Source organism: Leptolyngbya sp. AS-A5 (assembly GCF_039962495.1).
GTDB lineage: Bacteria > Cyanobacteriota > Cyanobacteriia > Leptolyngbyales > Leptolyngbyaceae > Leptolyngbya.
In genome coordinates this window covers 13,701-37,867 of record NZ_JAMPLL010000024.1, presented here as the reverse complement: position 1 = coordinate 37,867, position 24,167 = coordinate 13,701, and the positions used below count along the sequence as shown (strand labels likewise).

Genomic DNA, 24,167 nt, shown 5'->3' with positions numbered 1-24,167 from the left:
TCAAAAGGGGACAGAGTTCCCCTTTTTTGTTGGCTTTATTTTGTTGTTAACATGATTCCACGAATTCCAAGGAAGGATAAGTGATGCTCGAATTGGCGACGACACTTCAGGGACAAACTATTCAAAATCGAGTGCGTGAAGTCGGAATTAATCCAAACCACTGGTATGCGGTGACTTGGGCAAAAGATCTCAAGCCCGGAAAGATTCTCCCGATTCGCATTTGGAATCAGTCGATCGCCCTGTATCGTGATTCCCAAAATCAAGTTCAAGCCGTCGAAAATGTCTGTCCGCATAAAGGTGTGGCGATGGACAAGGGCAAGGTGCAGGGCGATGCGATCGTTTGTGGCTATCACGGGTGGGAATTTAACGGGCAGGGCGACTGTGTGGGCATTCCCTACTGGAGCGAAGGTCAAAAGCTCCCCTGTGCCCAAATGCGGAGCTACCCTGTGCAGGAAAGATACGGCTTGATTTGGCTGTTTCCGGGCGATCGTGCCTTTGCTCATTTAGCCTCGGTTCCAGAAATTCCCGAATACGATGATCCGAAGTGCTTCATGGTGCCGATCGGGGCAGAGTTCAAAGCGCATTTCTCTATCTGTAACGAAAACACAATGGATGTGTTTCACGGTTATTTGCACCAGAATCTTCAAGGTTGGTTTGATCCGGTGTTGCTGAAGCTGCGTGAGACCGATAAGGCTGTCACCGCAGAATATCAGGTGTCTTACAAAGGCATTTTGACCAAGTTTCTAGGGCTGAGCGAATCGGGCGGTGTCACCACAAAAATTATCTCCGTCGATTATCAGTATCCTAACTACATCAGCAAGCTCGAAGGTGTATCTGCTCTGTACCTAATGCGATTACCGATTTCTGAAACAGAGAGTCGATCGTTTGCAATGTTATTTTTGCGATTACCGATTCCCGTTTGGTTGCTGAATGCGGTGCGTCGAGTATTGCAGCCTATAGTCTTGCATTTACTTTTCTTGCCGTTCTTGCACCAGGATATTGAAATGATCGAAAGCGAACAAGAAAACTATCTCAGAAATCCGCAACGGCGCTATGTCGAAGTCAATCCCGCGATTATTGCCGTTCAGCGTCTGATTGTGAAGCAGTACGATCGCTATCAGCAGACCCTTCAATCTTCTGAGATGATTTCCCGGTAGCGAATATTCTTTTTTCCTTACGAAGCGCGATGGGCTGCAAAAATTCTCCTACAGTGTCAAATGCTTCTCTAAACCGTGCTGTGACACAAACTCATCCCTAAGTGGGTTGCAGCAATTCAGGGGTCGTCGTACATCGATCGAGAAGACTACTATTCAGCAAACCTATGAGACATCGATTGAATTTATCAAACTGGCGGCGCAGCGTTGTGGCGGTAATGCTTGCGATCGCCCTGTTCGTCACAGGCTGCCAAACTCAAGAACCCTCCCGATTTGCCGAAGCGCAAAAAGAAAGCACTAAACCGAAGGTGACGGCTGTTTCCAAAGAGGCAACTCAAGGTAGCCAATTTAACAAATACTTCCCCAAGCCCGGTGCAGGGTATGAGCGCGTTTACACCCAGGAGAAAAAAGGCTTCGCAGAAGCCAAATTGAAAAAAGACGGCAAAGACTTAGCCATGCTGTCCATTTCCGATACCTCTAGCCTGCCTGCTGCGGCTGCGAAGTATCAAAACACTACCGAGAAAATTAACGGCTTCCCTGCAATGACGATGGGCAACACCCAAACCGGAGTCTTAGTGGGTAAGTATCAAGTCAAAGTCTTATCGCGTGATCCCTCGTTTACCCAGGCAGAGCGCGAAAAGTGGATTTCAAAATTTGACCTCAGAGGCTTGTCGCAGCTTAAGGGCTAGGGCATTCAGCGAATACTGAACTACGAATCATAGGAATTTTCATGAGTAAACCCATTTTTGAACTGGTGGACGAACTTCCCACCCGCGGCACAACCGTCAAGGCGCTTCAAACCCTTGATTTTGTCGTGCCCGGACAGTGGCAAAATCTCACCGGCTTCACCAACACGATCCGCACGGTTACAGGTGAAACCGACGAGAGCTTGATTCAAGCGATCGGAGAACGCGCCGTTTATCTCTACAACGACGAGTCTCAAGGCTATCAACGCGCCCTGTGGCTGTATCAGACCGTGGATAACGCCGCAGGCGCACTCGGAGCCGCTGCACTCGCAAACAAAGTCGGACAGGACATCTCGTTCCTGGGATTTCTCAAAAATCTCACTCCCAAGCCCGAAAAACTACAGAGCCTCGATCTCTGCGTCAAGCTCGTCGTCGAACTTGTTGCTTTTTGCCAAATCAACGGCATCCCTGGCGATAGTATTGGTGACTTCCTGGCGGCACTCGGTGACTACAGCGGCGAATCCCTGATGCGGATGGCAGCCTTGGTGAGCTTTGACGGTTTAATCCCGCTCGGCGGCGATTTTATCCAGAAAGGCTTGTCTACGATTAGCCAAACTACCCCGGACGAACTCGAAAAGAACCAATCCTTCAAGAGCGTCAAGCCCTTGATCCCTGGCGGTGATTCCGCCGGACAGTTGAACTTTATCGGACAGAGCTTTGATTCGGTCAAAGGCTGGATGGGTGATTTTGTTTCCTCGCGCAATCTGACTCAGCAAACTTTGCTCGATCGCGTTCGCGGCGCGATCGATATCACCGCTGACAAGCTCGATTACGTCGGCGCATTTCTCGATGTGTCCGTCAAATACTACACCCACACGGGAACGCAAACTTTAGCGCGTCGTCTGATAGAGCGAGCAGTCGCAGAAATCTAGGGGCAGCAATCTGACGATAAACAGCGATCTTACCCCTGGAACGATCGCTGTTTATTTCGTTTGCTAAGAGTCCCTGATAAGCTGATATCACGCCTCATGTTTGAGACCGTCGATCGAACACGATGCGTTTGTGGGCGAAATTTCTCGTCTGCAAATATACTGTTGAGTCAGAAGCAAATCGCGAACGTCATGCAGGTGAGAGGAGTAAACTGTGCAAGTTGTTAAGGAATACGTGCGGCGTTGGTATGAGAGTGAACTCGACCCGGATGAGTATCTCTGTCATCAACGCCAGGGGAATATGGTGGAGATTGAGGAGGCTGAAACCGGAGAGCGGCGCACCGTTCTGACTTTTTGCACAAACGATGTTCTGGGACTGACCCAAAACGAATCGGTGAAGCAAGCCGCGATCGATGCAATTTTCCAATACGGCACCTCGAATAGCTCAACCTCGGTGCTCAGTGGTCGGATTGACTTACATCGTCAGCTTGAAGACGAGATTGCTAGCTTTAAGCATTTACCCCATACCCAGCTATTTCTGAATGCGTGGATGGCGATGCAGGCGTTGATGGATGCCTTTTGTCATTTGGCGATCCCCGTTTCTGGGTTTCAGCATACCCGCGAAACGTTGGTGATGACTGATGTGTTGAATCACGGTTGTATTGTGTCTGCTTTGGCTCACGCCGGAACGCGATCGGGAAAACTTTTCGGCTATAGTCCCAGAGTCCGCGTCAAGGCATACCGCCATTGCAATATGGAAGATCTAGCGCGGAAGCTGAAGCGCCATGCTCGTCCTGACGATCGCATTATGGTCGTGTCGGACGCGGTGTTCTCGATGGATGGTGACATTGCACCCTTGCCAGAGATGATCGAAATTTTGGCGAATTATCCCGATAGTACGCTGCTGATGGATGAAGCTCATGCGACGGGCGCGATTGGTGCGACGGGGCGCGGGATTTACGAGCATTTCGGACTGAAGCCGCAAGATGCGATCGATCGCGGCGTTAATCCGCTGATTCTTTCGACGTTTGCGAAGTTTGGGGCATCGGTTGGCGCGGCGATTAGCACTCATGTTGCAGAGCTAAAGCCGTTGCTGAATTGTTCGCCGACTTCGATCGGGACTTGTTCGCTGGCACCGCCTTTGACCGCAGCAGCGTTGCAGAGTTTCCGCACGGTGCAGGAGCAGCCAGAATTGGTGTCGCGCCTGCAAGATAGTACGCGATATTTGCGATCGCGTTTAGCGGCTCAGGGATTTGAAGCGATCGGGGAAACGAACGTTGTTCCGGTGCTGCTGCCGCCGGAGATGAATCCGAAGCTGTTTGCGCGAGAATTGCTGGAGTTGGGGATTTGGGTATCGCCGATCTGGTTTATTGCGAAACCGAGGATTCGGATTACGGTGAACGCGCTGCATACTCGCGAGGAGATGGATTGCCTGGTCGCGGGTATGGTCAAGGTGCGGGAGTTGATGTACAAGCAGGACACCGCAACGATTAGCGCGTGATTCGTCAATCGCAAATCGGTAGAGACGCGAATTGCAAACCCGGTAGAGACGTAATTAATCGCGTCTCTACCGGGTTGATTGTTGATCGGGATTATCGATCGCCCCCCCCAATTAAACCGATGTCTTTTTCGTTCTTTCCAGCATCTTTTGAGCAACCTGCATCGCTGGCGTTTTCCCGTATTGCAACTTCAGATCCTGAATCGCACCATTCGCCGCTTTTACCACGCTCCCCGATGGACTCTGCAACGCTTTTTCCAAATACGGTAAAACCTTCTCCGATCGAATGCGTCCTAGCGCCTGCACTGCATACAGCCGAACCTTCAGATCAGAATCTAGCGTCAGTTTGCCAAGTACGGGAATCGCTTGTTCTACCTCACCTCGAACCGCATGATGACGGACAATTTGACCGAGCGCAACTACAGCCGTTCCCCGCACAAGCGGTTCTGCATAAGTTGTGTACTGAACTAATTTTGAGATGTGCTTGAGATCTTTAGACTGTCCCCAAGCAAGCAGATCCTGAGTCAAGTCTTCAAGCTTGCCATCATTCGGACGCTTTGGATCGTGGATCGTCGGTGGGACAAGCACGGAAACAACTTGCTCTCTCGGTTCGACTTCATCTTCTGGACGTTTTGAATCTTGAATGGTTGGTGGGAGAACGACCTCAACGACTTCACCTCTGGGTTCCGGGGCATCGTCGATCGGCGCTTCCGCCACCATTTCCTCTACTTTTAGCGTTTCGGTGCTTTCTGCTTCTAGACTCAATTCTGCGATCGGTGCTTCTTCGGTGGGTTCTGGAGCCTCGTCGATTGCTTCTACGATCGGCGCTGATACTTCAGCCGGAGTCGAGATTTCTTCGGCAACAGGGACGACGGGAATCGGTTCAGGGTCAATCTTCAGTTCTGGAATAGACTGAATCACCTGTCCGATTGAGTCCTCGCGTCTTGTGGTGGATTTTTCATAGCGGGACACCCCGAAAATAACTCCCCCAATCAGTGCCACAAATGTTGCGATCGCGAGTAAACTTTGAGCCATATCCTTACTTCCATGCAAATTCGGCTTTATTATTTTGTCTTAAGTACGCGAAGATGCTGGAATTGTTTAAATGTCTCAATGGTTAGAACACTCCGCCCAAGTTGAAGTCGAGGCATCGATCGACAAAGTGTGGAGCCTTTGGTCAGATCTCGAACAGATGCCCAACTGGATGAACTGGATTACCTCGGTGAAAATTTCCGAAGATCAGCCCGATCTCTCACGCTGGACGCTGAGTACAGGCGGACTTCAGTTTAGTTGGCAATCTCGCGTCACCAAGCAAATTCCCAACCAAATTATTCAGTGGGAATCAGTCAGTGGCTTGTCGAATCGCGGAGCAATCCGGTTTTACGATCGCGGAGCCGAGGGCAGCATTGTTAGAATGACGCTCTCTTATGCTGTGCCCGATCTTTTGGCTCAGATCATGAACAACGCAATGGTCGATCGCTTTGTGCAGTCCAACATTCAAGCAGACCTGGATCGATTCCGCGATTATGCACGAAATTAACCGCGATCGCGCTCTAACAAAATCATCATCATTAAGCTGAGCAAGATTTGAGTCTGTTCGCGATCGTTCGTGCGATCGACTTGCTGAATCGTGAATTTGCGCGACCAAAACGTGGGGAGCTTGGATAGCTTGATCACCACAGTTCCATCAGGGCGGCTCACTAAATAAGTCGGATTAAACAGATATCCGGTGAAGAAGCTACCAAAGGGCAAATCGCCTAACAGCGAATCCATCACTTTCACCCAGGGATTCTCTTCCTGAATCGTAAAAGCAACAGCCTCGCCATCAAAAATATCAAAGTGAGCTTTCCAGAGAGATTTCAATCCGCGCCGCTTGAGCGCTCCAACGATCTTTCCGCTTGGGTCTGAGAAATTGTAGCGAGCGGAAAAATCGATGATGCGATCGGCTTTGATCGTAAACAGCTCTTGCGATCGATGGACATCCGCAAACACATTGATCACTTCTTTAAGCCTAAACAGCTTTTGCCGCACGTAGAAAACCGGATTGCCTCCAGCATCGGCGATCGTCATTTGCGGCGTGAGTGACCAAAATTTGAAGGTCAGTTCTAAGGGGTACTGCATGAATTTGAAGATTGAGAAAGCTGAATCATAGTATCCCCAATCCCCCACCATCGAGCATCGGCAATCTCACCAGGTTGGATCAAAGAAGAGATTGATGGTCAGCGTCTCGCGTCCGGGGGGAACCGAAGCGAGACAGCTTCGCACCGTTTCCCCGTCATCGAGTTCCACTTCGCAGGCATGACACGACCCCATCAGACAGCCTGTGGGAATGGACACTCCCGCACGATCGGCAACTTGCAACAGGGGTTCGCCCACTTCAGCATCCACCGTCACATCATCCGGCAAAAAACGAATGCAAACACTCATAACAAAATTCTAAAGAATGTCTAAACGCCAATGGCTTTCGAGGTTTTTGCCTCTACTGTATAAATCAAGGACAAACGGGTACGTTGCACCGAAAGGGTTAGGGATAAAAGCGCATTCAGGCTATCTGGTGCGCTTGTTTTTTTAGGGCAGAATTGGCTTGAGGTCTAAATGCAGTTCGATCGAGTCGGCAAGCTGATCGAGCATTTGCTCCCGTTGTTCGCGGTAGTTGGCAACTCCGGTGGGCAGCGATCGCAATCCGCGCTGCTGCCGCAACCGATTCAACCAGGCACGTCGCCAAGGCCCGTTATCAAAAATGCCGTGCAGATAAGTTCCCCAGACCGATTGGGTTTCATCCACAATACCGAGATTCGCATCGTCAAAGAGTGCCTGTGTGCCTTCTGCTTCTTCGAGCAAGCGGGTTCTGCCCTGGTGAATTTCATAGCCTGAAACGGGTAGACCTTCTTGCGGATAGTTAGAAGTCACATTGCGCTGGCGGGCGATTTTTTGACCTGCGATCACTGTTTTGAGCGGCAGCAGCCCTAAACCCCGATAGCGCCCTTCTTGTCCTTCGATGCCTTCGGGATCGGCAAGAATTTTACCCAGCATCTGAAATCCGCCGCAAATGCCGAGTACCGTTCCTCCGGCTGCAATGTAGTTCTGAATTTCTTCGGCCATACCGCTTTTGTGCAGCGCGATCAAGTCCGCGATCGTCGTTTTCGATCCGGGAATGATCACCGCATCGGGATGCCCCAGCGATTGCTTCGGATGGACATATTTCACATTCACCGAAGGTTCTGCTTCAAGCGGATCGAAGTCGGTGAAGTTGGCGATGCGAGGTAAGCGAATTACCCCGATCGTCAGATCGCCCCTCTCTTTTGTAGAACTACGATCGAACAGGGAAAGCGAATCTTCTGCCGGAAACACCTGATCGAGCCAGGGAATCACCCCGATCACCGGAATTCCGGTCTTCTGCTCCAGCCATTCAATTCCCGAATCGAGCAGCGATCGCTGTCCCCGGAATTTGTTAATCACGACCCCTTTAATCAGCGCTCGTTCATCAGGATCAAGCAGTTCTAGCGTCCCAACGACATGAGCAAACGCGCCACCGCGATCAATATCCACCACCAAAATCGTCGGCGCGTTCAGATACTTCGCCACCCGCATATTCGTTAAGTCGCGATGCTTAAGGTTAATTTCGGCGGGACTGCCTGCTCCTTCACAGACTACGAGATCGAATTCTTCGCTGATGCGTCGGAGTGAGTCTTCGATCGCGCTCCAGCCGATATCAAAGAAATTTTGATAATACTCAACCGCACTGGTTCGCCCTGCAACGCGTCCTTTGATGATCACTTGAGAAGTCATATCCCCTTGAGGCTTCAGCAGAATCGGATTCATCTCCACCCAAGGCTGCACTCCCGCCGCCCAAGCTTGCACTGCCTGAGCATATCCAATTTCGCCTCCGTTCGCAGTGACGTAGGCATTTAGCGCCATATTTTGTCCCTTAAACGGCGACACCCGAAACCCTTTTCGCGCCAGAATTCGACAAAGCGCAGTTGCGACCATCGATTTTCCGGCGTGCGAGGTCGTGCCTACAACCATGACTGCTTTCATTAATTCACCTCCGATCGGTAAGCGGAATAAGTCGGTCTAAAACGGAAGCCGGAACCAGCGGTGCATCACATTCAGAATGCGATCGCTCAAGCTGGCTTTACCAAACCCCCCGACGGATTGCCATTGCTGCACCAGTTGCCGACCCAGCGGAGTCAGGCGAAAACTGTCGGTGAGTCCCTGTCCGTCTACTTCGCGTCGTAAAATGCCGACTTGGATGAGCCAGAGGAGTTCCCCGTCTGCGGCAAGCTCTGAGAGCATTCGTTTACTGTGCTGATTCCGAATGCCAGGAGTGCCAGCAACCGCACCGAGTGAAACGCTGTGAGTTAGCATCGTTGCATAGAACTTGAGCCGAAACGGAGCGCATCGAACAGCGCGGGTGGCTCGATCGAGGGTTTTCTGTGGGTAGCGGAAGTCGGGGTTCGAGGTCGTCGGGGTCATCAGTAATCGGGATGCGGTGGAATAAAGTCTGAAGAAAAGTCTGAAGAATTGTTTACATCAGCCTCTATTATTGACAAAAAAATTTCTGTTTTACGGGATATAAACGATCGAGTTTTTTAGGCAAGCTAGAGTATTTTTCTCGATAGTGTAATTGAATCCGGGTGAAGTCTGGCAAATCGGGGGAGATTTAGCGAGTTTTACGATCGACATACTCATTCAGTCCTTCTCCGAACAGCGATAGTCCTACCACCAGTAGAGTCATCGCCAATCCCGGAAATAAGGCTGTCCACCAAATTCCCCCAGTTGAGAGGGCATCGAGTGCTTCTCTAAGATCATGCCCCCATTCTGGCACTTCATCGGGCAGACCCAATCCCAAAAAGCCTAAACCCCCCAGCGTTAGGATTGCATCTGCGGCATTCAGTGTAAACAGAACTGGAACGCTTTGAATGACATTGGCGAACAGGTATTTTTTTAACACTCGCCAGGTTGAAGCCCCCATTGCTTGAGCCGCTTCGATGAATAGCTCTGTTTTCACGCTCACGGTCTGATTGCGAACAACGCGATAATACTGTGGAACATAGGCGATACTTAGCGCGATCGCAGCATTTAATATCCCCCGCCCGACCACAAATGCCAATGTGACCGAGAGCAGTAACCCCGGCAGCGTGTAGATCGTATCCATCAAAAAAAGTAGCGCACGATCGAGCTTTCCGCCCCGATAGCCGCTCACCATCCCCAACGGCACACCCACGATCAAACTCAGTGCCGTTGCCAGAATCACGACTTGAATGGCTGCTTGTGTGCCAAACAGCGTCCGCGAAAACACATCGTATCCTAAGCTTGATGTCCCAAACCAATGCCGAGCGTTGGGTGCCGCATGAGGGGGATTATCGAGAAATTCAGTCGGACTTTGGATAAGCCCGATCGCTTGCAGAATTGGGGCAAACAAGGCAATAGCGACAAAGATGAGCACGATCGCCGCACCGATTCGCATCATTTGACGCGAGAGCGAGGGGCGTTCTGTGGCATTGAGAAAGCGGGGCAAACGAATCGAGGTCATGAGAGGCACGATCGTAAAACGATTTGCCTATGATACTGGCATTGAGAAGGGATTCGATCGCAGGCGAAAATAGAAGGTGAGTTCTCAGGAGGTTGTTATGTCTCTCACAGCGAAAGACTTAGAAATCGTACAAGCCCAACTTGCTCAGGGTGAGCGAGACTACCGAATTGAACTAATCAACGGAGAAATTATTCTAATGAGTCCATCCGGTTACGAGTCTGATGAAGTGGCATCAGAATTCAATGCGCAGTTACGCAATTGGGTAAAACCTCGGAAGCTAGGACGAGTAACTGGAGCAGGGGCAGGATTTGTTTTACCAAATTCAGATACACGCGCTCCGGATGTCTCGTTTGTACAAGCAGAGCGATTGCGCCAAAGTCCTGAAACTTTTGCGGAACTTGCACCGGATTTAATGGTCGAAGTAAAGTCTCCAAGTGATAGTGTGAAGAAATTACGCGCCAAGATTGATCAGTTTCTTGAACAGGGGACGCGAGTGGGCATCTTGATTCACCCAAAGCAGAGATGGGTGGAAGTGCGTCGATCGAACATTGAACCCGTGACGCTAAAAGATGGTGATGTGTTGACTGTTCCGGATCTGTTACCAGGTTGGGAAGTACAAATTTCAGAGCTTTGGTCGCCTGTGTTTGAAGATTAGAGCCGTTTGAGGTTTTGAGCAGAAAGATTGGTGCGTCAACTGGGACAAATTGAGCTAAAAACAGGAATGTTGCTGTTTGAAGTGGGAACAGTCTTGCTCAAAGTAGGAATGTTTCGCTTCTGAACAGGAATGTTTCACTTCTGAACACGAATGTTTCACTTCTGAACGCGAATGTTTCACTTCTGAACGCGAATGTTTCGCTTCTGAACACGAATGTTGCTGTTTGAAGTGGGAGCAGTCTTGCTTAAAGTAGGAATGTTTCGCTTCTGAACACAAGTGTTGCTGTTTGAAGCGAGAACAGTGTGAGTGAAAACTGTGAGTGAAAACAGCGAAGATGGTGTTTGTGCAGGGCAGCAGCGATCGACGCGCGAAGAATGAATTTGACCTATGAAGGCTTATGCACAAGCCTGGAATCGCGAAAAGGCAAGGATGATGCTTGTGGTGCATCATTCACAATCACTCCAAGTACCCGCGTTGACACAAACTTCAGTTCTTCTAAAGCGGCGGCGATCGACGATCGATTGGTTTTCCCTAACCGAATCACCAGCGCTAAACTATCGCATTGAGCCGCAATCAACCCACTATCTGCTAAGCCTAGTAAGGGCGGCGCATCCACAATAATCAAATCAAATATCATCTGGAATTTTTGGAACAAAGGCTCAATGCGATTCGTGGTGAGCATTTCAACTGGATCAAAGAAAGCTTGTCCCGCCGTCAGAATCGTTAAGTCTTCATAGCCAGGAAGAAATTGCACAACAGTTTGAAGCTCCTGATCACCGAGCAGCAGATCGCTCAGTCCTACCTGATTTGGCAATCCTAAGCGCTCATGAACCTGAGGATGGCGCAGATTTGCATCCACAAGCAAGACTCTTTGTTTCATCCGAGCAGTAGTCATTGCCAAATTTAGCGAGATCGTCGTTTTGCCTTCTCCCACCTCGGCAGACGTAATCATCAGAGAACGCACTGAGGTTTGATTCTTGCTCAAGAGACGGAGATTTTTTGACAGCGATCGCAATGCCTCAAGCATTGGCGTAGAAACGGTTGGAGGCTGAGCCTTGTTATACGGAATTGCCCCTAACACAGGCGATCGAGCAGTACGCTTCACCTCATCCAGACTATGCAGCACATCCTGAAGGGTTTCGACCAGAAACCCGACTCCAATTCCGAGCAACACTCCCAAGACCGCAATTAATGCGAGAAATCGCACCTTATTAATGCTGTTAGTCCTCATCGGTTTACCTGAGCCATCTCGATCTAAGCGAGGCGGAATGGTCAGTTCCCAAGGAACTTCTTGCTGGGCAGCATCAATCTGCAAAGCTTCCCGTCGGGTGGCAAACTTATTCAAACTATCTGTTGCTAAAGCTAATTCGCGCTGTAAATCACTGTACTGACGAGCGATCGCAGGTAACTGTTGAACTTCGCGATCGACCTGAGCTTTCACCTGATCGATCGCCTGACGACGCGCTTCTGCGACCGTCACCGCATCCCCTGCCTTTGAAACAACCCGGATTGCTTCTTGATTTAGTAGATCTTGTAGGTTGCGCCGCTTTTCGAGTAGTGCCTGTAATGCAGGATTATCCGGTTTGAGACGAGCCGATTCGATCGCAATCTGCCCCTCAATTTGCTGATACTGCGTTAACAGCGTTTGATAGTAGGGCGTTTCGCCTAAGACGGTTTGAGGACTCGCTGCCTGCAATTGCCGCAGCAGAGTATTGCGTTTCGCTTCTGCCTCCGCAATTTGAGTTTGATTATCTGCCGCAACTTGTCGCAATTTGCCTTCAGTTTCAGCCAGTAATCGGCTCTGCTGCTCAGGATCAACAATGCTGTGCTGTTGCCTAAGCGCTTGAATTTGCTGCTGTAATGTCTCTACTCGTTGCCGCAGGGGTGGAAGCTGACTATCAATGAATTGAACCCCTCGTCGAATGGTGGATTGGCGTTCTTTTAGACTGTACTTTAGATAAACCTGAGAAAGTTGATTCAGAATAAATTCGATTTTCTCTGGATCAGTATCTTGATAGCTAACTTCAATTAACTTAGTTCCTTGTTCACGTTTATCTGATGTGAGTGTAATAATTCGAGCAATTTTTAGCTTCTGAATTAAGGTGTCGTAAGTAGTATCAGGATAGCGTTGGCGAAGCTGATCAATCACAGGCTCTAGTAGTTTCGGGCCTTGCAGAATCCGAATTTGAGATTCGTAATCTAAGCTAGATTGATCGATATTAATCCGTTGGGCATCGGTAACTTCTGACCCTTGAGCACGAGTGGAAGAGCGTGCCAGTTGCTCTTCTGCTGTAATCGGTTCAACGAGGAGTTGGAACTTCCCTGCATACTGAACTGGAGCCGATCGAGTCATTAATAGAAATGCTCCCCCAGCCAGCACAGTGGTTCCTATAGTTACTTGTGCCATCAAAAACCCACGTCGGCGGACAACTCCAATCAGCCAGCCTAAGTCCCATTTCTCCTGCTCGACCTCATGAGCAGTTGCAGTCTCGATCCTGGGGTGCGAGAATTTGCCATTCGTTTCGGGCAAAGGTGAAAGAGAATTTGGCGGTTTATTCATCTCGGTTTTTGACTTAATTACCCATACATAGTTGACGAGATCCGCCCCTCAATCACAGCCCAAAAAGCTTCAGAATGTTGAAGACTGAGAAAATATTGCCGACTGGGGCTAACACTGAATTAATCCCATCTCCGATTCTGGTCATCCCCGATCGACCGACGACGATAATGTCGTTGTTCTGCATCGCGGGATTGGTGCGATCGTTAATTCCCTGGGACAAGTCGATCACGATCACACGACGTAAGATCGTTCCGTCGGGATTCAATCGAATCAGATCGACCGCTCTTGTTTTGGCGCGGCGTTGATCAAAACCGCCAGCCGCCAGCAATGCTTGATTCAGCGAAGTGTTGGGCGGAATTTGCACGGTTCCAGGCTGCTTCACTTCACCCACCACATTGACGCGAATCGTATCCGGTGAAAAGCTAGAACTTGCAATCTCAGCCGCTTCAGCAGGAGTGAGTTGAGTCGCAGTTGGAATTGCGATCGTGTCTCCTGTTTGTAAGATAGCATCTTGGCGCAGATCTCCCTCTTTTAGTAACTTCAGCAAGTTAATTTCAAAGGTCTGCTCTGTTCCGTTACGGGCTAAGCGGCGGATTTGGATGCGGCGGATGTCCGCTTGGGGTTTGATGCCGCCTGCACTCTGAATGGCGCGAGTCACGGTCGGAAATGGCTCGATCGTCGCTTGATTCGTCGCACCGGGAACTCCTGCGGCTCCCGTGCGGATATTCCCAGCTACGACATAAGCGCCAGGTCGAAACACTTCGCCAACCACTGCGATCGTAATCGGTTCGCGATCGGCTGCAAAGGTTGAATTAGCAAGCTGGGCGGATTCGGTTAAGTCAATTTTGGTGGCTGTCGGGATCACAATCGAATCTCCATCTCGCAGGGTTACGTCCTGAGTACGATCACCCGATTGCAAAAATTTTCCTAAGTTCGCGGTCAGAGTTTGGCGATTGTTGCCGCTGATTCTTTGGATTTGAATATTTTTGATATCGGCTGCCTGAGTGATACCGCCTGCGAGTTTGAGCGCACTGGTTAAGGTCGGAAAAGAAAGCGTAGCAGTGGGAGTCGCAGGCGTAAGGGGAATTGGGTAAGAACCGGGACGATTGACTTCTCCGGTGAGGGTAATGCTAAGTGGACGGGGGGTAACCAGGGTAACAGTCGTCAAGGGACGATGAAAGAAGCGCAAGTATTGCTGAGTGATTTGTTTGCCTGCTTGATTCAGGGTGAGTCCTTTAACGGGAACGCTACCAACGAGGGGAAGATTGAGGCTCCCATCAACTAGAACTTGATAACGGGCGTTTTGACCGCTGTATTCGGGAGCATCGAAGATATCAAGTTGTACCAAGTCCCCGGCTCCTAAGGTGTAGGATTCATCGATTGGAGCAGCAATGGAAGGAGTCGCAACAGAAGATTCAGCACTGTAGACGAATCCTGCATCAAGGTTGCCTGCAAGTAGAACCAAGCCTGCCACAGAGCAGAATTGATAGAACCGAGTAAAAGACATAAGTTTCATCTCAAGTTTCGCCTCGCTGTCAATAAGAGGTATGGAGGAAGAGCCTATTGAACAGTAAGCCCGATCGCTGCGCCATAAACCATCAAAGCGACTCACACGATCGCTTGATAAAGGTTACAACTCAGACTGTCGGATTTAAATTGATGCTGACTTGCTTCTTAAAGGTTGCAAATACTGTTTGACAAGTCCCTTAACTCCAGACAGCTTTTTCTGCCTGCTCAACCGTTTTCGTTTTTGCCAATGGTAGGTTGTGTACGTTTTGAGAAAAGCATCTTGATTGCTTGCTGCTTCTTCATCTAACTCTGCTAGAAACTTCTTATCTGTGGGCAGATGAAGCAAAAAACAGCTTTTCATGTAGTCAAAATTTCTCTGGGGATGAAGTGGAGGCGTACTCCAGTATCTCCAAACAATGCCCAGCGTTCCTGCATCTGCCATCACATAACCCTGCTGCCGCATCTTCTCTAAAGCAACAGAAGTCACTAATTCATCGCCCTGATGATAAAGCATATCGATCTGACTGATGTATGTATCTAGAATTTTCTGAACCTCGATAGATAAAGCGCTGAAGAAATCAGGGTTTCCTGCGATGAACTCACCACCACACCATCTGCCTTCGCTTGGACTTGGCATGAGCTTTTGAATATCGGTGAGGAGCCGATCGTGACTATAAGCGGGGATCATTTGATCCGAAATGTCGTAGTAAAGCGGAACTTGATGTTCAACAATGTACTCAAAGCAGCGTGGCAACGGATTGACTGCAAGAACATCTAAATCAATCAGCAAGGAATATGACTGTGGATCAAGGGAAGCGAGATATTGATAAACCTCTAGCTTGAAGTGAGATGAGAAAAAACTCAAACCATGTGGAAGCTGCATATTGAAGCACAGCTCTTGAATTTCCAGAATCCCTGGCTGTCCAATTTGCTCTAATAGCCGCTCAATCTCTTGCTTCTGATTCGTCAGGACAATAAAACTGATGCCTCTACTTCTAAGCGATCGAGACAAACTGATTGCATTTCTGAGATAAATCAGAATTTGTTCATTAAAGGAAGTCACAGCACAGTTTACTGCACTGTTTTCATTTTCTGCGAAATGCAGAAGCCCGTAGAATTGATAAGGCATCGTTGCTTAGCTCCTTGACTCGCACATCACTCGTTGTAAGTGTTCCCGAAGTGATGCCAAAGATATAGAGAAGTTAGCCGTAAGGGGAGATTCACTTGCTTCTATATCGTCGGTAATTAATGACGTATAAACGAGCTGATTATGCTTTGCGATCTGTTCGTACACTTTTGGAGTGTACTCTTGGCTAAAAAGCTCGATTACTTTTGTGTTCGATCGACAAAAAGTGAGGTTGGTAAAACCTGCACCATGTACGCCAACAATGATCTCAGCCTGATGAAATAAGCAAATTTGTTCCAGGACAGACAAATCTGATAAACGATAGCGTGAAAAGCCTTGCTGCTCTAGAAATGCGAACACCTGGTTTTCATTAAGTAAACGTCTTCCATTCACAGAGTCTCCGCGCTCAATGTAAACACGCTGATTAAATTTCAGATCTAAGTTTGCTTTTGGTAAGAATGTTTCTCTGACCCAGTTAATAATCCACAACGGCGGATTGGCGAAGTTTGGATTGGGATGATCGGTAACAATAAGCTGCTCAGCACAGAGATGTTGAACTTTAGCACTAGAAATCAAGTTGTTTTTGAGACTCAGCAAATTTAGTGTTTCAGCTTGAAAACGGTAGCGAAGATCTGGAACTAAAAGATAGTCCACCTCATCGATATCTATCACAGATTCACAGAGCTTAATTCGCGGAAGAACGTCATAGAGCCAATGATAATAGTTGTAATTACCAGAGCCACCTGTTAACAGTGAGAGTACACTTTTACGAAAGCGACTGATCGATCGCGGTGTTCCTTTGCTCAATACAGGATTTTGCTCAGGCGGCAAGATGATGCCGTCTTTCCATTGCCAGGATGCACCGGGAACTAGGAATCGATCGCACGATACCGCAATATATACATGACGATCGGTAAACAGCTTACCTTTTGTAATGGTATAGACTGCATAGGGTTGCTCTATTAATTCTGAATGAACATGCTTCACCTCAACTCGATCGAGCTGATCTATTGATGCAACCTCACTGGGTGCATACAATAACGAAAAGAACCAACCCAGTGACCACTCAGAAAGCTTTCTTTTGAGCTTAGGCAGAAGTTTAGGAATATTGGTAATTAAGGTTCTCACGATCGTATTGAAGTTACTAGAGAGCTTGGAATTTTGCATCAACTAACGAACACTAAAAGACATTCGTTGCACCAACATTAACCAAAACAATCTACGGTAAGGCAGCAGCCAGTAGAATAACCAGAACACTCCACCATTTTCACGACAAAATGCTTTCCACTCCTCAAAGGAATGCAGCGTTACATCTTCTAGTGCAAATCCCTTGGGTCGGTTCACTTGCTCTAACTTTACCCCGGCTAAATCACTCTTAACCATTCGGCTTCGATGGGGATTTGCAGAACAGGTTCCCAAGTAGCTGGGTGCAATCCAAATCGAACAACCTTGACGGCGCGCTCTTAGACCATAGTCATGATCTGCTAGATTATGCGTGTAGACTGGGTTGAAGTTTCCGACTAGGGCTGCCACCGCACGCGGAATCAAAACGCAATTGCCGTGAAAGGTGTCACAACGGCGGGGTTGTTTTAAATCAGGATTAACTTGATGAAACTTGAGCGGATGCCAAAAATAGGTTTGAACAACTCCACCATAGCTGGGTTGATTGGTATCAGGATCAAGAGTAGAGGCAACAACGATCGCTTTCTGCTCTCCTTGTGCTGCAAGCTTATCTGATACCTCTAGCAAAACCTTGAGAGCATGAGGATAGAGCATCGTATCATCATTTAGCAAGCAATAGTAATCCGGATCTTCTACCTGTGCCGTTTCAAAGGCAAGTCGCATTCCTCCATTCCAAAACAGGCTTCCGGTTCCTTGATGCACCCGAACATTGGGATAGTTTTGGCGCACTGCCTCTGCTGTGCCATCTGTGCTGCCATCATCAATCAAATAAGGCTTTAACTCGATCCCCGGCGGAAGGTTTTGTTCAGATAAAGCCTGCAAGCACCGCAGTGTTTTTTCACGGCGATTGTAGCAGGTCAGGAGGAACGCGATCGTTGTCTGTTTCATCGTTGTTTAAGCCTCATGGGTAAGCAGAGTCAGGGCAGTCTCTACACTGTGCAGAAATTGGTTGTACCGATTTTCAACCCAGGTTTTGACCGATTCGAGGTCGTCAGGCGTGATTGATCGAGCGATCGCAGTTTGGATAGCTTGAGCAAATTGCCCTGGCTGTTCGGCAGAGTAGACCGTCGTTGGTAGAGTTGTTAATCCACGTAGGGCAAAGGGAGTTGCTACAACAGGCAGAGCGAGCCCGATCGCTTCCAAGGTTTTAAGCTGCACTCCGCCGCCACAAATAGAAGGAATCGCGATCGCCCTTGCTTCTGCTAAAAATGCTTGAGCATCTTCTACAAATCCTAGATACTCAACATTGTGATATTTGTCTTTTAGCCATTCTGCCCCTCGACCCGCAACTCGAATCGAACAGTGAGCCGGGAGATGCGGATAAACTTGGTCAAAGAAATAGCACAATCCATCTGCATTAGGTTTCCAGATCCAGCTCCCAATCATGCCAATGTCGTAAGTTTTGCGATGAGTCGGATTCACTGGAGAAACATTGACGGGAAGTTCAAATACTTTCACTGAATCCGTTTTATCGAACTGCCTAAAGTAGCTTGCATCATGCGAACTCAGAGCCCAGATTGCTTCACTGGTCCCAGCAAGATTCGCTTCCATTTGTTTGACTAACTGCGCTTCTCGCTGATAAACCCATTTTTTCAGGTGATCGACACTGAATTTGAGGCGTTGTTGATAGATTTCATGTTCTACATTGTGGGCTAAAACAGCAATCTTACTAGGCTCGACAAGGGCAGGTTTTAACCAGCAAAGTTGAGACGAATGCTCCAGTACAATCACATCATAATGCTGCTGAGACAATAATGATCGTACCGTTTGCACATAGCGATTTGAGTAATATTTCGCTGAACTATAGGGCAACTGTCGAAACAGGGCGATCGCAGCCCAAAGTAGTGAATGTATTCCGGCAGATGACGTTTCAATATGGCGTTCACCAACTTCGATCGTATCTTTGCCGTAAGGATGACGATCGCCCCAGCGACGATAACCAACGATCGAAACCGAATGACCTAGTGCTTTCATCGCATCGATAAAATGCTGAGATGCGATATCCGCCCCAGTCCCGTATCTACTAGGAATTGCAGTGGTTAAGTTTAGGATTTTCATAGATAGCGCGTCTCATTGCTGAATTTCTAACAAAGCAACAAATTAACTAGGAAGCCGTGTTCAGGACGGATTGATAGAGGAAGGACATTTTTTTTCCGCGTTGCTCCCAGGTGTAGAGAGACTTGACCCGTTCGTAACCCTTCTCGCCAATCTTGCGTCGGAGTTCTGAAGCTTCAGCAAGACTGGTGATTGCACTGGCGAAATCATGCACAATCTGCTTCTTACTTCCTACATGTACTAAGATCCCGCAGCCCTCAGATAAAACGGTTGCAGTGCCATTCAGTTTCAAACCAATTACAGGTAACTTATAAGCCATTGCTTCGAGAATCACATTGGGTGAACCCTCACGCAAGCTTGGAAACACGAAGATATCTGCTTGCTGGTAATAGCCGCTCATTTCTCGATAAGGAACTTGTCCTAAAAACTCAATTTTTGACTGTAATCCCGCCTGAATAACCTTCTTTTTCCAATAAGGCAGAAGCACTCCGCCACCTACAACCAGCAATCTCCAAGAAATATTGCTTGGTAGGCGTTGTAATGCCTGTAAAAGAAGTCCAAAATTCTTGCGCGGCTCAATCAAACCCGCCCAAAGTAAGCAGATTTCAGCAGACTCAGGTTTTTCAGTTTTGGACAAACCCTCAGGCAGCTTAGGAATGCCTGAATCTGACATTAAGAAAGTTGTCTCAGAATCTCGCATCCTGCGAATTTCATTCAGTGTTTCCAAGTTGCCACATAGAACAAGCTCAGCTTTCCTGACTGTCTCGCTGGCTGCAGCGGATGTTAATCTTGTCCAAACAAAGTAAGCCATTCTGATCATTTCTTGGGCAATTCCCTTAGCCGGCAAGAACGAATAGCCAACGAGAGGGACACTTTGGCTCCCAGTGACCGGGCCTAAGATGAAGGGTTTAGGAAGCCGCGATAAATAACTCGGAATTGTCCACGAACCGTAGGTGACATGATGAACAATGTTGATCGTCACGGTTTCAAGCAGTTCTTGCGCTTCGATGAAAGCTTGTTTTTGCCATTCAACGCATAGATTGTAAAATTCAAATCGTGGAAAAAGTGCCATCATGAGCTTAGACCCTTGTGGCATTGGAATAAAAATGAGGTGAATGTTATCGCGGTAAGGAAGTCGATCGACTGCTGCCCTTACAGGTTCTTCTTGTCCTAAAAAATCAGAGATGAGCGCATAAACTTCATGCTCTTTTGCTAACTCTTTTAGCCAGTTCCAACCCACGCCTTCTTCTGATCCCTTGTCCGGGTGGCAGACAAATGCAGAGAGCAATATTTTTAGTTTCTGAGCAGTCATAGTTTAACCTGCCGCAATCATCCCATCGTTTCAACTATTAATACCCAAATGCTTTGCCTTAAGCTTGATTCCCAAACATGCAATTGATAAAATCACCCAGCACCAAATCTTTCGCAAACCTCTCTTCCATTATCAGGCGGCTTTTGCGTTTCATCGATTCAATCATGGGTTTATTTTGAATCAGCGCTTCTAACTGCTGAATTAAGTCTTCCTGAGAGCTACAGATGTAGCCATTCTCGCCATTGACAATGATCTCAGGCGCACCCAGAGCATTTTTTGTCGTTAGGACTGCAAGTCCAGCACAGCCCGCTTCACCAATCACCGATGGATAACCTTCAAGCGTTGTTGGCAGAACGAAAATATCGTGACTTCCGAATAAGTTAATATGCGCGGTCTGCCCGTAATCCACAGAGGTTTTGACTGTAAGATTGGGGTGTGATTCTACAGCTTGTTTTGTCACGATCGTCAGTTTCACATTTGGATTGTCAAGCTGCTTAAACCAACGCAGCAAAACATCTCCACCCTTACGCTGAAAGTCCCCCCTACAAACAAGAGACGAATTTCGCGATCGTAGCGCTCAGGCGATGGGATGAACAAATCAAGATCAGGACAGAATGGCAGCCTTAAAACTTTTCTGCCTTCTTGATAGGCTCTTAGCACTTCTCGACAGAGGCTGTAAGACCCTAAGAACCGTCTTGTAATAACAGAAATATAAGCGAACTTAGTTGTTGGCACTCCTCTTTGAGCCTGATTTGGAATGAACTGATGCACCCTCAGATCTAAATAGTTCTCAAAGATTGAAATCAGCCGCTTCTCATTGGTTCGATTTCCCAGATCCACGGGAAATGTCACTAGCAGAAGTTTTTTCTCGATCGTCATTTTGCTTCTCACTCAATGCAGTTCCTCAGCCCCCTGAACTTATAAATCTCTTAACTCACAGTTTTCTCGACTAGCTCTGAGTAAAGTGCAATATGCTGCTGAGCTTGCAGGTTTAAGCAAAAGGATGTTTCCGCCTTTTTTCGTGCATTTTGGCTCAGAAATTGATGGCGCTCTAAATCCTCTAAAACCCAGATGATTCCCTGAACTAAGCTCTCCGGTTGGTAAGCTGCTGCAAGAAAGCCATTAACTTGGTGATCAACAATGTCTTTCAAGCCAGTTGCATCGAAAGCAACAACAGGTGTTCCACAGGCTAGAGATTCAGATGCAGTTTGCCCAAACGCCTCTTGTACGGAGGGGACAACCATCATCTCTGCCGCAGCATAGGCAATCGCAAGTGAGACATCATCGTTGAGATGTCCCAAGTAATGCACCTTAAAGCCCACGTCAACTGTCTTTTCTGGCTGTGAAGCTCCAAAAATCACTAGCTCGATTCTATCTTTCCATTCGGTTGTCCTCAGTTTTTGCAGAGCAGACTGAAGTAGATGCCAACCTTTCCGAGTATCGCTCGTTGGATCGAGCGCTCCGAATAACACCAATAATTTGTCTTGAGGAAGATTGAGTCGATCGCGAGCGGCTGGTCGATCAAACGGTTTGTAAATTTGCAGATCCAGTCCGTTCGGAATTACCCTAACTGGAGTGTGACGAAATACAGAACTCTGGCTAGCGCAGTCGGCTAACCAACGGCTCGGAGTCACGACCACAAGATCAAGGTCGCGCCAAGCTTTTGCCTTGCGATTCCAAACCCAGCGAGACAAGTCTTGCTCCTGTGAACTTTGCAACTGTGGACAAGCCCCACAAGATTTTGTGTAGCGATCGCACTGTTCCGCATAGTGACATCCACCTGTAAATCCAGCCATATCATGCAGCGTCCAGACTAAAGGCTGCCGGAATTGCGCTAAGTTTTCAATGTTCAGAAATCCCTTAAAAATCCAGTGCAGATGAATCACACTCGGTTTAAGTTGAGCGACCTGAGAGACGACCCGATTTGGAACCCACTGCGGCGAAAATCGTGAATGACTGCGCGATTGTGCGGGTAGGTCATCCAGTCTTTCACTGATTAAAAGTTTCTCGTTGAATTTCCTCAAGAACTTCTTTTCAACAAGAACAGAGGGATCATGAGAGCTTTTCGCTTGCACTAACATCTGCGATCGATATCCAGCTTGTCGCAACCCGCGATGCAATCGATAAGTAGCACGAGCCGCCCCTCCTGCAAGGTCCGAGGAACTTAAATGAAGAACTTCCATATCTTGATTGAAGGAGATAACTAGGCTAGTGTTCGTTCAATGAGATTTTCGTTTCGGTAGGACAGCTTCCTGCCCTCTAAATTTCCCACGGGTGGCGGATTTAGAAAATTGAGATTACCTTCTAGTGATGGATCAACTGTTTGAGAATTCTCTGAGCTTTTCTGCTGGCACGAAAGGCTAAACTCGGTGCCTCTTGCGTAAAGTGCGAATGCTCAGCTTGTGTATCGCGAATGACAAAAGGTGGATGCTTCAGAGGAAACTCCATTGCTTCAATTGGTCGATTTGCTAGATGTGGATTAAATTCCTTCGTATGAGTTGCATCCCCATCAAAACCACAGTTAGAAATCAAGTTGGTACTTGCGATCGCGCTGATTCCGCTTTGCACCCAGCAAGCAAAAGTCCATTGATAGTCCCAAGTATCGACTAAGTTGTCATACACAGACTGAAATGTGTGTTCCCAAGCTTTAGCAATCTTTGGATCAATCAAGATATCTTTGCACCAGTTTCCATCTTTGATCGTGGGCCAAAGCGCCATATTCACATCGTAATACTGCCAAGCTCGTCGCCAAGTTGCCCATCCCCAAATGGGGGTCGATCGCGCAAAGTAATAGCTATACTCTGTTCTGCGGGTCGCTAACCGCGCATTGTCTCCACAAACCGACATAATGCGCTGATCATCGCGATATCGATCGAGCAATTCTTCACAAAACCGAAAGAACGTCGGATGCGGTAAACAATCATCTTCTAGGATAATTGCTTCTTCAACCGTTTCAAAAACCCAATCGAGTCCACTAGCAACCCGATGTTTACAGCCTAAATTGAGGTCGGAGTAATTCGTCAAAAGTTCGCATTTCCAGTCGATCGAATCAATCACGGCACGAGCCGCAGCACACTTTTCAGCTTCACCGGGTCGATCGACGCGAGCACCATCTGCAATGACTAGCAATTGTTCTGGTTTAGCTTGTCGAATTGCTTCAAAGACTCGTTTCGTAGTATCCGGGCGCTTAAAAATGATCAAGGCAACAGGGGTTTTCATGCGGCTCTCTCAAATTGCTGCAAACTATACGTAACTCATTCATTTGCTTTAAAGACGGCGGTACTCAACGTTTTGGCAAACAGAGAATACCCTCTCTCTGCCAAGAACTGATAGACACTACCTTTCTGAATCTGCTCCAAGTCCATCTCAGCGCATTCAGCCAAAATATACTCCGGTCTAAACGCTGACCAATCGTTCGATTGCAGCACTTCCAAATCTAAGCCTTCAACATCGATCGACAAAAAGTTAATCTTCTGCCCCGTCGGAAGATGGCTGTGCAGTACTTCCTCCAAAGTCTGCGTAACAATCTGAATTTCCTGCTTCAAAGAGTAAGCCCCCTGCCATCTTCGTTCTGCTAGTTCGCGACCGAAACAATTCAACGCCGGATCATCAAACACAAAAAATGTCATTTCTCTGGGACTCGAAGCGATCGCTGCTTCCACATTGATATCTCTTGGTCTCAAGCGTTTGAAAGGCTCCATACTTCCCGGCATTGCGTCAATATTGATACCTGACCATCCTCTTTGATAGAAGATGAAAGTATTGGAGAACCGTTTAGGATGATGAGCACCCACATCCACATAAAATCCACGATCAACAGTCTCAAACACACGATGCAAAATCAGATCCTCACCCTCTTGCGAATAGGACTTTCTGGAGTACCCATCCCGAAGAGTCATTTTCAAGTCTTTCAGATTGTTTTTTAGCAGCATAGGAAGTGTTTTCATCAGAAGTTATCCAAAGAA

General features: G+C 47.9%; 22 protein-coding genes and 1 pseudogene. 6 read left to right on the top strand and 17 right to left on the bottom strand.

Annotation, left to right across the window (positions count from 1 at the left end):
• Window positions 1–83 precede the first annotated feature (83 nt).
• The 4 genes from NC980_RS20505 (at window position 84) to NC980_RS20490 (ending at window position 4,270) form a co-directional block, all read left to right on the top strand.
• Window positions 84–1,157, top strand: coding sequence for an aromatic ring-hydroxylating dioxygenase subunit alpha (locus NC980_RS20505; protein WP_190377143.1), 1,074 nt, complete (start codon window positions 84–86; stop codon window positions 1,155–1,157).
• Window positions 1,158–1,321: 164 nt separating this feature from the next.
• Window positions 1,322–1,843, top strand: a complete 522-nt coding sequence (locus NC980_RS20500) for a hypothetical protein (protein ID WP_190377142.1) — start codon at window positions 1,322–1,324, stop codon at window positions 1,841–1,843.
• A 41-nt stretch (window positions 1,844–1,884) separates the two neighbouring features.
• Window positions 1,885–2,772: a hypothetical protein gene (locus NC980_RS20495; protein WP_190377141.1), complete on the top strand. Its 888-nt coding sequence runs from the start codon at window positions 1,885–1,887 to the stop codon at window positions 2,770–2,772.
• A 211-nt stretch (window positions 2,773–2,983) separates the two neighbouring features.
• Window positions 2,984–4,270 carry an aminotransferase class I/II-fold pyridoxal phosphate-dependent enzyme gene (locus NC980_RS20490; RefSeq protein WP_190377140.1) on the top strand — a complete coding sequence of 429 codons (1,287 nt, stop codon included), beginning with the start codon at window positions 2,984–2,986 and terminating at the stop codon, window positions 4,268–4,270.
• Window positions 4,271–4,381: 111 nt separating this feature from the next.
• Here NC980_RS20490 and NC980_RS20485 read toward each other — a convergent pair whose 3' ends face one another.
• Window positions 4,382–5,302, bottom strand: coding sequence for a HEAT repeat domain-containing protein (locus NC980_RS20485; protein WP_190377139.1), 921 nt, complete (start codon window positions 5,300–5,302; stop codon window positions 4,382–4,384).
• A gap of 70 nt (window positions 5,303–5,372) precedes the next feature.
• On the opposite strand from NC980_RS20485, the gene NC980_RS20480 reads away from it, so the two are divergent.
• Window positions 5,373–5,807 carry an SRPBCC family protein gene (locus NC980_RS20480; RefSeq protein WP_190377138.1) on the top strand — a complete coding sequence of 145 codons (435 nt, stop codon included), beginning with the start codon at window positions 5,373–5,375 and terminating at the stop codon, window positions 5,805–5,807.
• Here the strand turns inward: NC980_RS20480 and NC980_RS20475 are convergent.
• From NC980_RS20475 to NC980_RS20455, 5 genes are all read right to left on the bottom strand, one after another.
• On the bottom strand, window positions 5,804–6,388 hold the full coding sequence (locus NC980_RS20475) for a hypothetical protein (protein ID WP_190377137.1): 585 nt from the start codon (window positions 6,386–6,388) through the stop codon (window positions 5,804–5,806). The genes NC980_RS20480 and NC980_RS20475 overlap by 4 nt on opposite strands.
• A gap of 66 nt (window positions 6,389–6,454) precedes the next feature.
• Window positions 6,455–6,694 (bottom strand): 2Fe-2S iron-sulfur cluster-binding protein, encoded by a 240-nt coding sequence (locus tag NC980_RS20470; protein ID WP_190377136.1) that lies wholly within the window; start codon window positions 6,692–6,694, stop codon window positions 6,455–6,457.
• 141 nt (window positions 6,695–6,835) lie between these two features.
• On the bottom strand, window positions 6,836–8,305 hold the full coding sequence (gene cobQ / locus NC980_RS20465; RefSeq protein WP_190377135.1) for a cobyric acid synthase CobQ: 1,470 nt from the start codon (window positions 8,303–8,305) through the stop codon (window positions 6,836–6,838).
• Between the two features lie 36 nt (window positions 8,306–8,341).
• On the bottom strand, window positions 8,342–8,743 hold the full coding sequence (locus NC980_RS20460; RefSeq protein ID WP_190377134.1) for an Npun_F0494 family protein: 402 nt from the start codon (window positions 8,741–8,743) through the stop codon (window positions 8,342–8,344).
• A 187-nt stretch (window positions 8,744–8,930) separates the two neighbouring features.
• Complete coding sequence (locus tag NC980_RS20455; RefSeq protein ID WP_190377133.1) at window positions 8,931–9,803, bottom strand: ABC transporter permease; 873 nt, start codon at window positions 9,801–9,803, stop codon at window positions 8,931–8,933.
• A 97-nt stretch (window positions 9,804–9,900) separates the two neighbouring features.
• Between NC980_RS20455 and NC980_RS20450 the strand changes: the two genes are divergently transcribed.
• Complete coding sequence (locus tag NC980_RS20450) at window positions 9,901–10,458, top strand: Uma2 family endonuclease (RefSeq protein ID WP_190377132.1); 558 nt, start codon at window positions 9,901–9,903, stop codon at window positions 10,456–10,458.
• 385 nt (window positions 10,459–10,843) lie between these two features.
• On the opposite strand, the gene NC980_RS20445 is transcribed toward NC980_RS20450, so the two are convergent.
• The 11 genes and pseudogenes from NC980_RS20445 to NC980_RS20395 all read right to left on the bottom strand — a co-directional run bounded on the left by NC980_RS20445 (window position 10,844) and on the right by NC980_RS20395 (window position 24,149).
• Entirely contained in the window at window positions 10,844–13,018 is a 2,175-nt protein-coding gene (locus tag NC980_RS20445) for a polysaccharide biosynthesis tyrosine autokinase (RefSeq protein ID WP_190377131.1), read from the bottom strand.
• A gap of 52 nt (window positions 13,019–13,070) precedes the next feature.
• Window positions 13,071–14,525 carry an SLBB domain-containing protein gene (locus NC980_RS20440; protein ID WP_190377130.1) on the bottom strand — a complete coding sequence of 485 codons (1,455 nt, stop codon included), beginning with the start codon at window positions 14,523–14,525 and terminating at the stop codon, window positions 13,071–13,073.
• 144 nt (window positions 14,526–14,669) lie between these two features.
• A complete protein-coding gene (locus NC980_RS20435; protein WP_190377129.1) occupies window positions 14,670–15,656 on the bottom strand; it encodes a hypothetical protein in 987 nt (328 codons plus the stop codon).
• A gap of 6 nt (window positions 15,657–15,662) precedes the next feature.
• Window positions 15,663–16,820, bottom strand: coding sequence for a glycosyltransferase family 61 protein (locus NC980_RS20430; protein WP_190377128.1), 1,158 nt, complete (start codon window positions 16,818–16,820; stop codon window positions 15,663–15,665).
• 3 nt (window positions 16,821–16,823) lie between these two features.
• Window positions 16,824–17,723 carry a glycosyltransferase family 2 protein gene (locus tag NC980_RS20425; RefSeq protein WP_190377127.1) on the bottom strand — a complete coding sequence of 300 codons (900 nt, stop codon included), beginning with the start codon at window positions 17,721–17,723 and terminating at the stop codon, window positions 16,824–16,826.
• 6 nt (window positions 17,724–17,729) lie between these two features.
• On the bottom strand, window positions 17,730–18,893 hold the full coding sequence (locus tag NC980_RS20420) for a glycosyltransferase (protein WP_190377126.1): 1,164 nt from the start codon (window positions 18,891–18,893) through the stop codon (window positions 17,730–17,732).
• Window positions 18,894–18,939: 46 nt separating this feature from the next.
• Window positions 18,940–20,202 (bottom strand): glycosyltransferase, encoded by a 1,263-nt coding sequence (locus tag NC980_RS20415; RefSeq protein ID WP_190377125.1) that lies wholly within the window; start codon window positions 20,200–20,202, stop codon window positions 18,940–18,942.
• A gap of 58 nt (window positions 20,203–20,260) precedes the next feature.
• Window positions 20,261–20,743 (bottom strand): annotated as a pseudogene (locus tag NC980_RS20410) (glycosyltransferase); the annotation flags it as partial.
• A gap of 388 nt (window positions 20,744–21,131) precedes the next feature.
• On the bottom strand, window positions 21,132–22,385 hold the full coding sequence (locus tag NC980_RS20405; protein ID WP_190377123.1) for a glycosyltransferase family 4 protein: 1,254 nt from the start codon (window positions 22,383–22,385) through the stop codon (window positions 21,132–21,134).
• Window positions 22,386–22,506: 121 nt separating this feature from the next.
• On the bottom strand, window positions 22,507–23,421 hold the full coding sequence (locus NC980_RS20400; protein WP_199298550.1) for a glycosyltransferase family 2 protein: 915 nt from the start codon (window positions 23,419–23,421) through the stop codon (window positions 22,507–22,509).
• 35 nt (window positions 23,422–23,456) lie between these two features.
• Window positions 23,457–24,149 (bottom strand): FkbM family methyltransferase, encoded by a 693-nt coding sequence (locus NC980_RS20395; RefSeq protein WP_199298549.1) that lies wholly within the window; start codon window positions 24,147–24,149, stop codon window positions 23,457–23,459.
• Window positions 24,150–24,167: the final 18 nt, after the last annotated feature.

Bases quoted from the DNA above. Each gene is read 5' to 3' on its own strand.
- NC980_RS20400 (WP_199298550.1), bottom strand. From the start codon at position 23,421: ATGAAAACCCCTGTTGCCTTGATCATTTTTAAGCGCCCGGATACTACG.
- NC980_RS20435 (WP_190377129.1), bottom strand. From the start codon at position 15,656: ATGCCTTATCAATTCTACGGGCTTCTGCATTTCGCAGAAAATGAAAAC.
- NC980_RS20395 (WP_199298549.1), bottom strand. From the start codon at position 24,149: ATGAAAACACTTCCTATGCTGCTAAAAAACAATCTGAAAGACTTGAAA.
- NC980_RS20500 (WP_190377142.1), top strand. From the start codon at position 1,322: ATGAGACATCGATTGAATTTATCAAACTGGCGGCGCAGCGTTGTGGCG.
- NC980_RS20415 (WP_190377125.1), bottom strand. From the start codon at position 20,202: ATGACTGCTCAGAAACTAAAAATATTGCTCTCTGCATTTGTCTGCCAC.
- NC980_RS20445 (WP_190377131.1), bottom strand. From the start codon at position 13,018: ATGAATAAACCGCCAAATTCTCTTTCACCTTTGCCCGAAACGAATGGC.
- NC980_RS20485 (WP_190377139.1), bottom strand. From the start codon at position 5,302: ATGGCTCAAAGTTTACTCGCGATCGCAACATTTGTGGCACTGATTGGG.
- NC980_RS20440 (WP_190377130.1), bottom strand. From the start codon at position 14,525: ATGTCTTTTACTCGGTTCTATCAATTCTGCTCTGTGGCAGGCTTGGTT.
- NC980_RS20405 (WP_190377123.1), bottom strand. From the start codon at position 22,385: ATGGAAGTTCTTCATTTAAGTTCCTCGGACCTTGCAGGAGGGGCGGCT.
- NC980_RS20495 (WP_190377141.1), top strand. From the start codon at position 1,885: ATGAGTAAACCCATTTTTGAACTGGTGGACGAACTTCCCACCCGCGGC.
- NC980_RS20470 (WP_190377136.1), bottom strand. From the start codon at position 6,694: ATGAGTGTTTGCATTCGTTTTTTGCCGGATGATGTGACGGTGGATGCT.
- NC980_RS20420 (WP_190377126.1), bottom strand. From the start codon at position 18,893: ATGAAAATCCTAAACTTAACCACTGCAATTCCTAGTAGATACGGGACT.
- NC980_RS20430 (WP_190377128.1), bottom strand. From the start codon at position 16,820: ATGCAAAATTCCAAGCTCTCTAGTAACTTCAATACGATCGTGAGAACC.
- NC980_RS20460 (WP_190377134.1), bottom strand. From the start codon at position 8,743: ATGACCCCGACGACCTCGAACCCCGACTTCCGCTACCCACAGAAAACC.
- NC980_RS20480 (WP_190377138.1), top strand. From the start codon at position 5,373: ATGTCTCAATGGTTAGAACACTCCGCCCAAGTTGAAGTCGAGGCATCG.
- cobQ (WP_190377135.1), bottom strand. From the start codon at position 8,305: ATGAAAGCAGTCATGGTTGTAGGCACGACCTCGCACGCCGGAAAATCG.
- NC980_RS20505 (WP_190377143.1), top strand. From the start codon at position 84: ATGCTCGAATTGGCGACGACACTTCAGGGACAAACTATTCAAAATCGA.
- NC980_RS20475 (WP_190377137.1), bottom strand. From the start codon at position 6,388: ATGCAGTACCCCTTAGAACTGACCTTCAAATTTTGGTCACTCACGCCG.
- NC980_RS20455 (WP_190377133.1), bottom strand. From the start codon at position 9,803: ATGACCTCGATTCGTTTGCCCCGCTTTCTCAATGCCACAGAACGCCCC.
- NC980_RS20425 (WP_190377127.1), bottom strand. From the start codon at position 17,723: ATGAAACAGACAACGATCGCGTTCCTCCTGACCTGCTACAATCGCCGT.
- NC980_RS20450 (WP_190377132.1), top strand. From the start codon at position 9,901: ATGTCTCTCACAGCGAAAGACTTAGAAATCGTACAAGCCCAACTTGCT.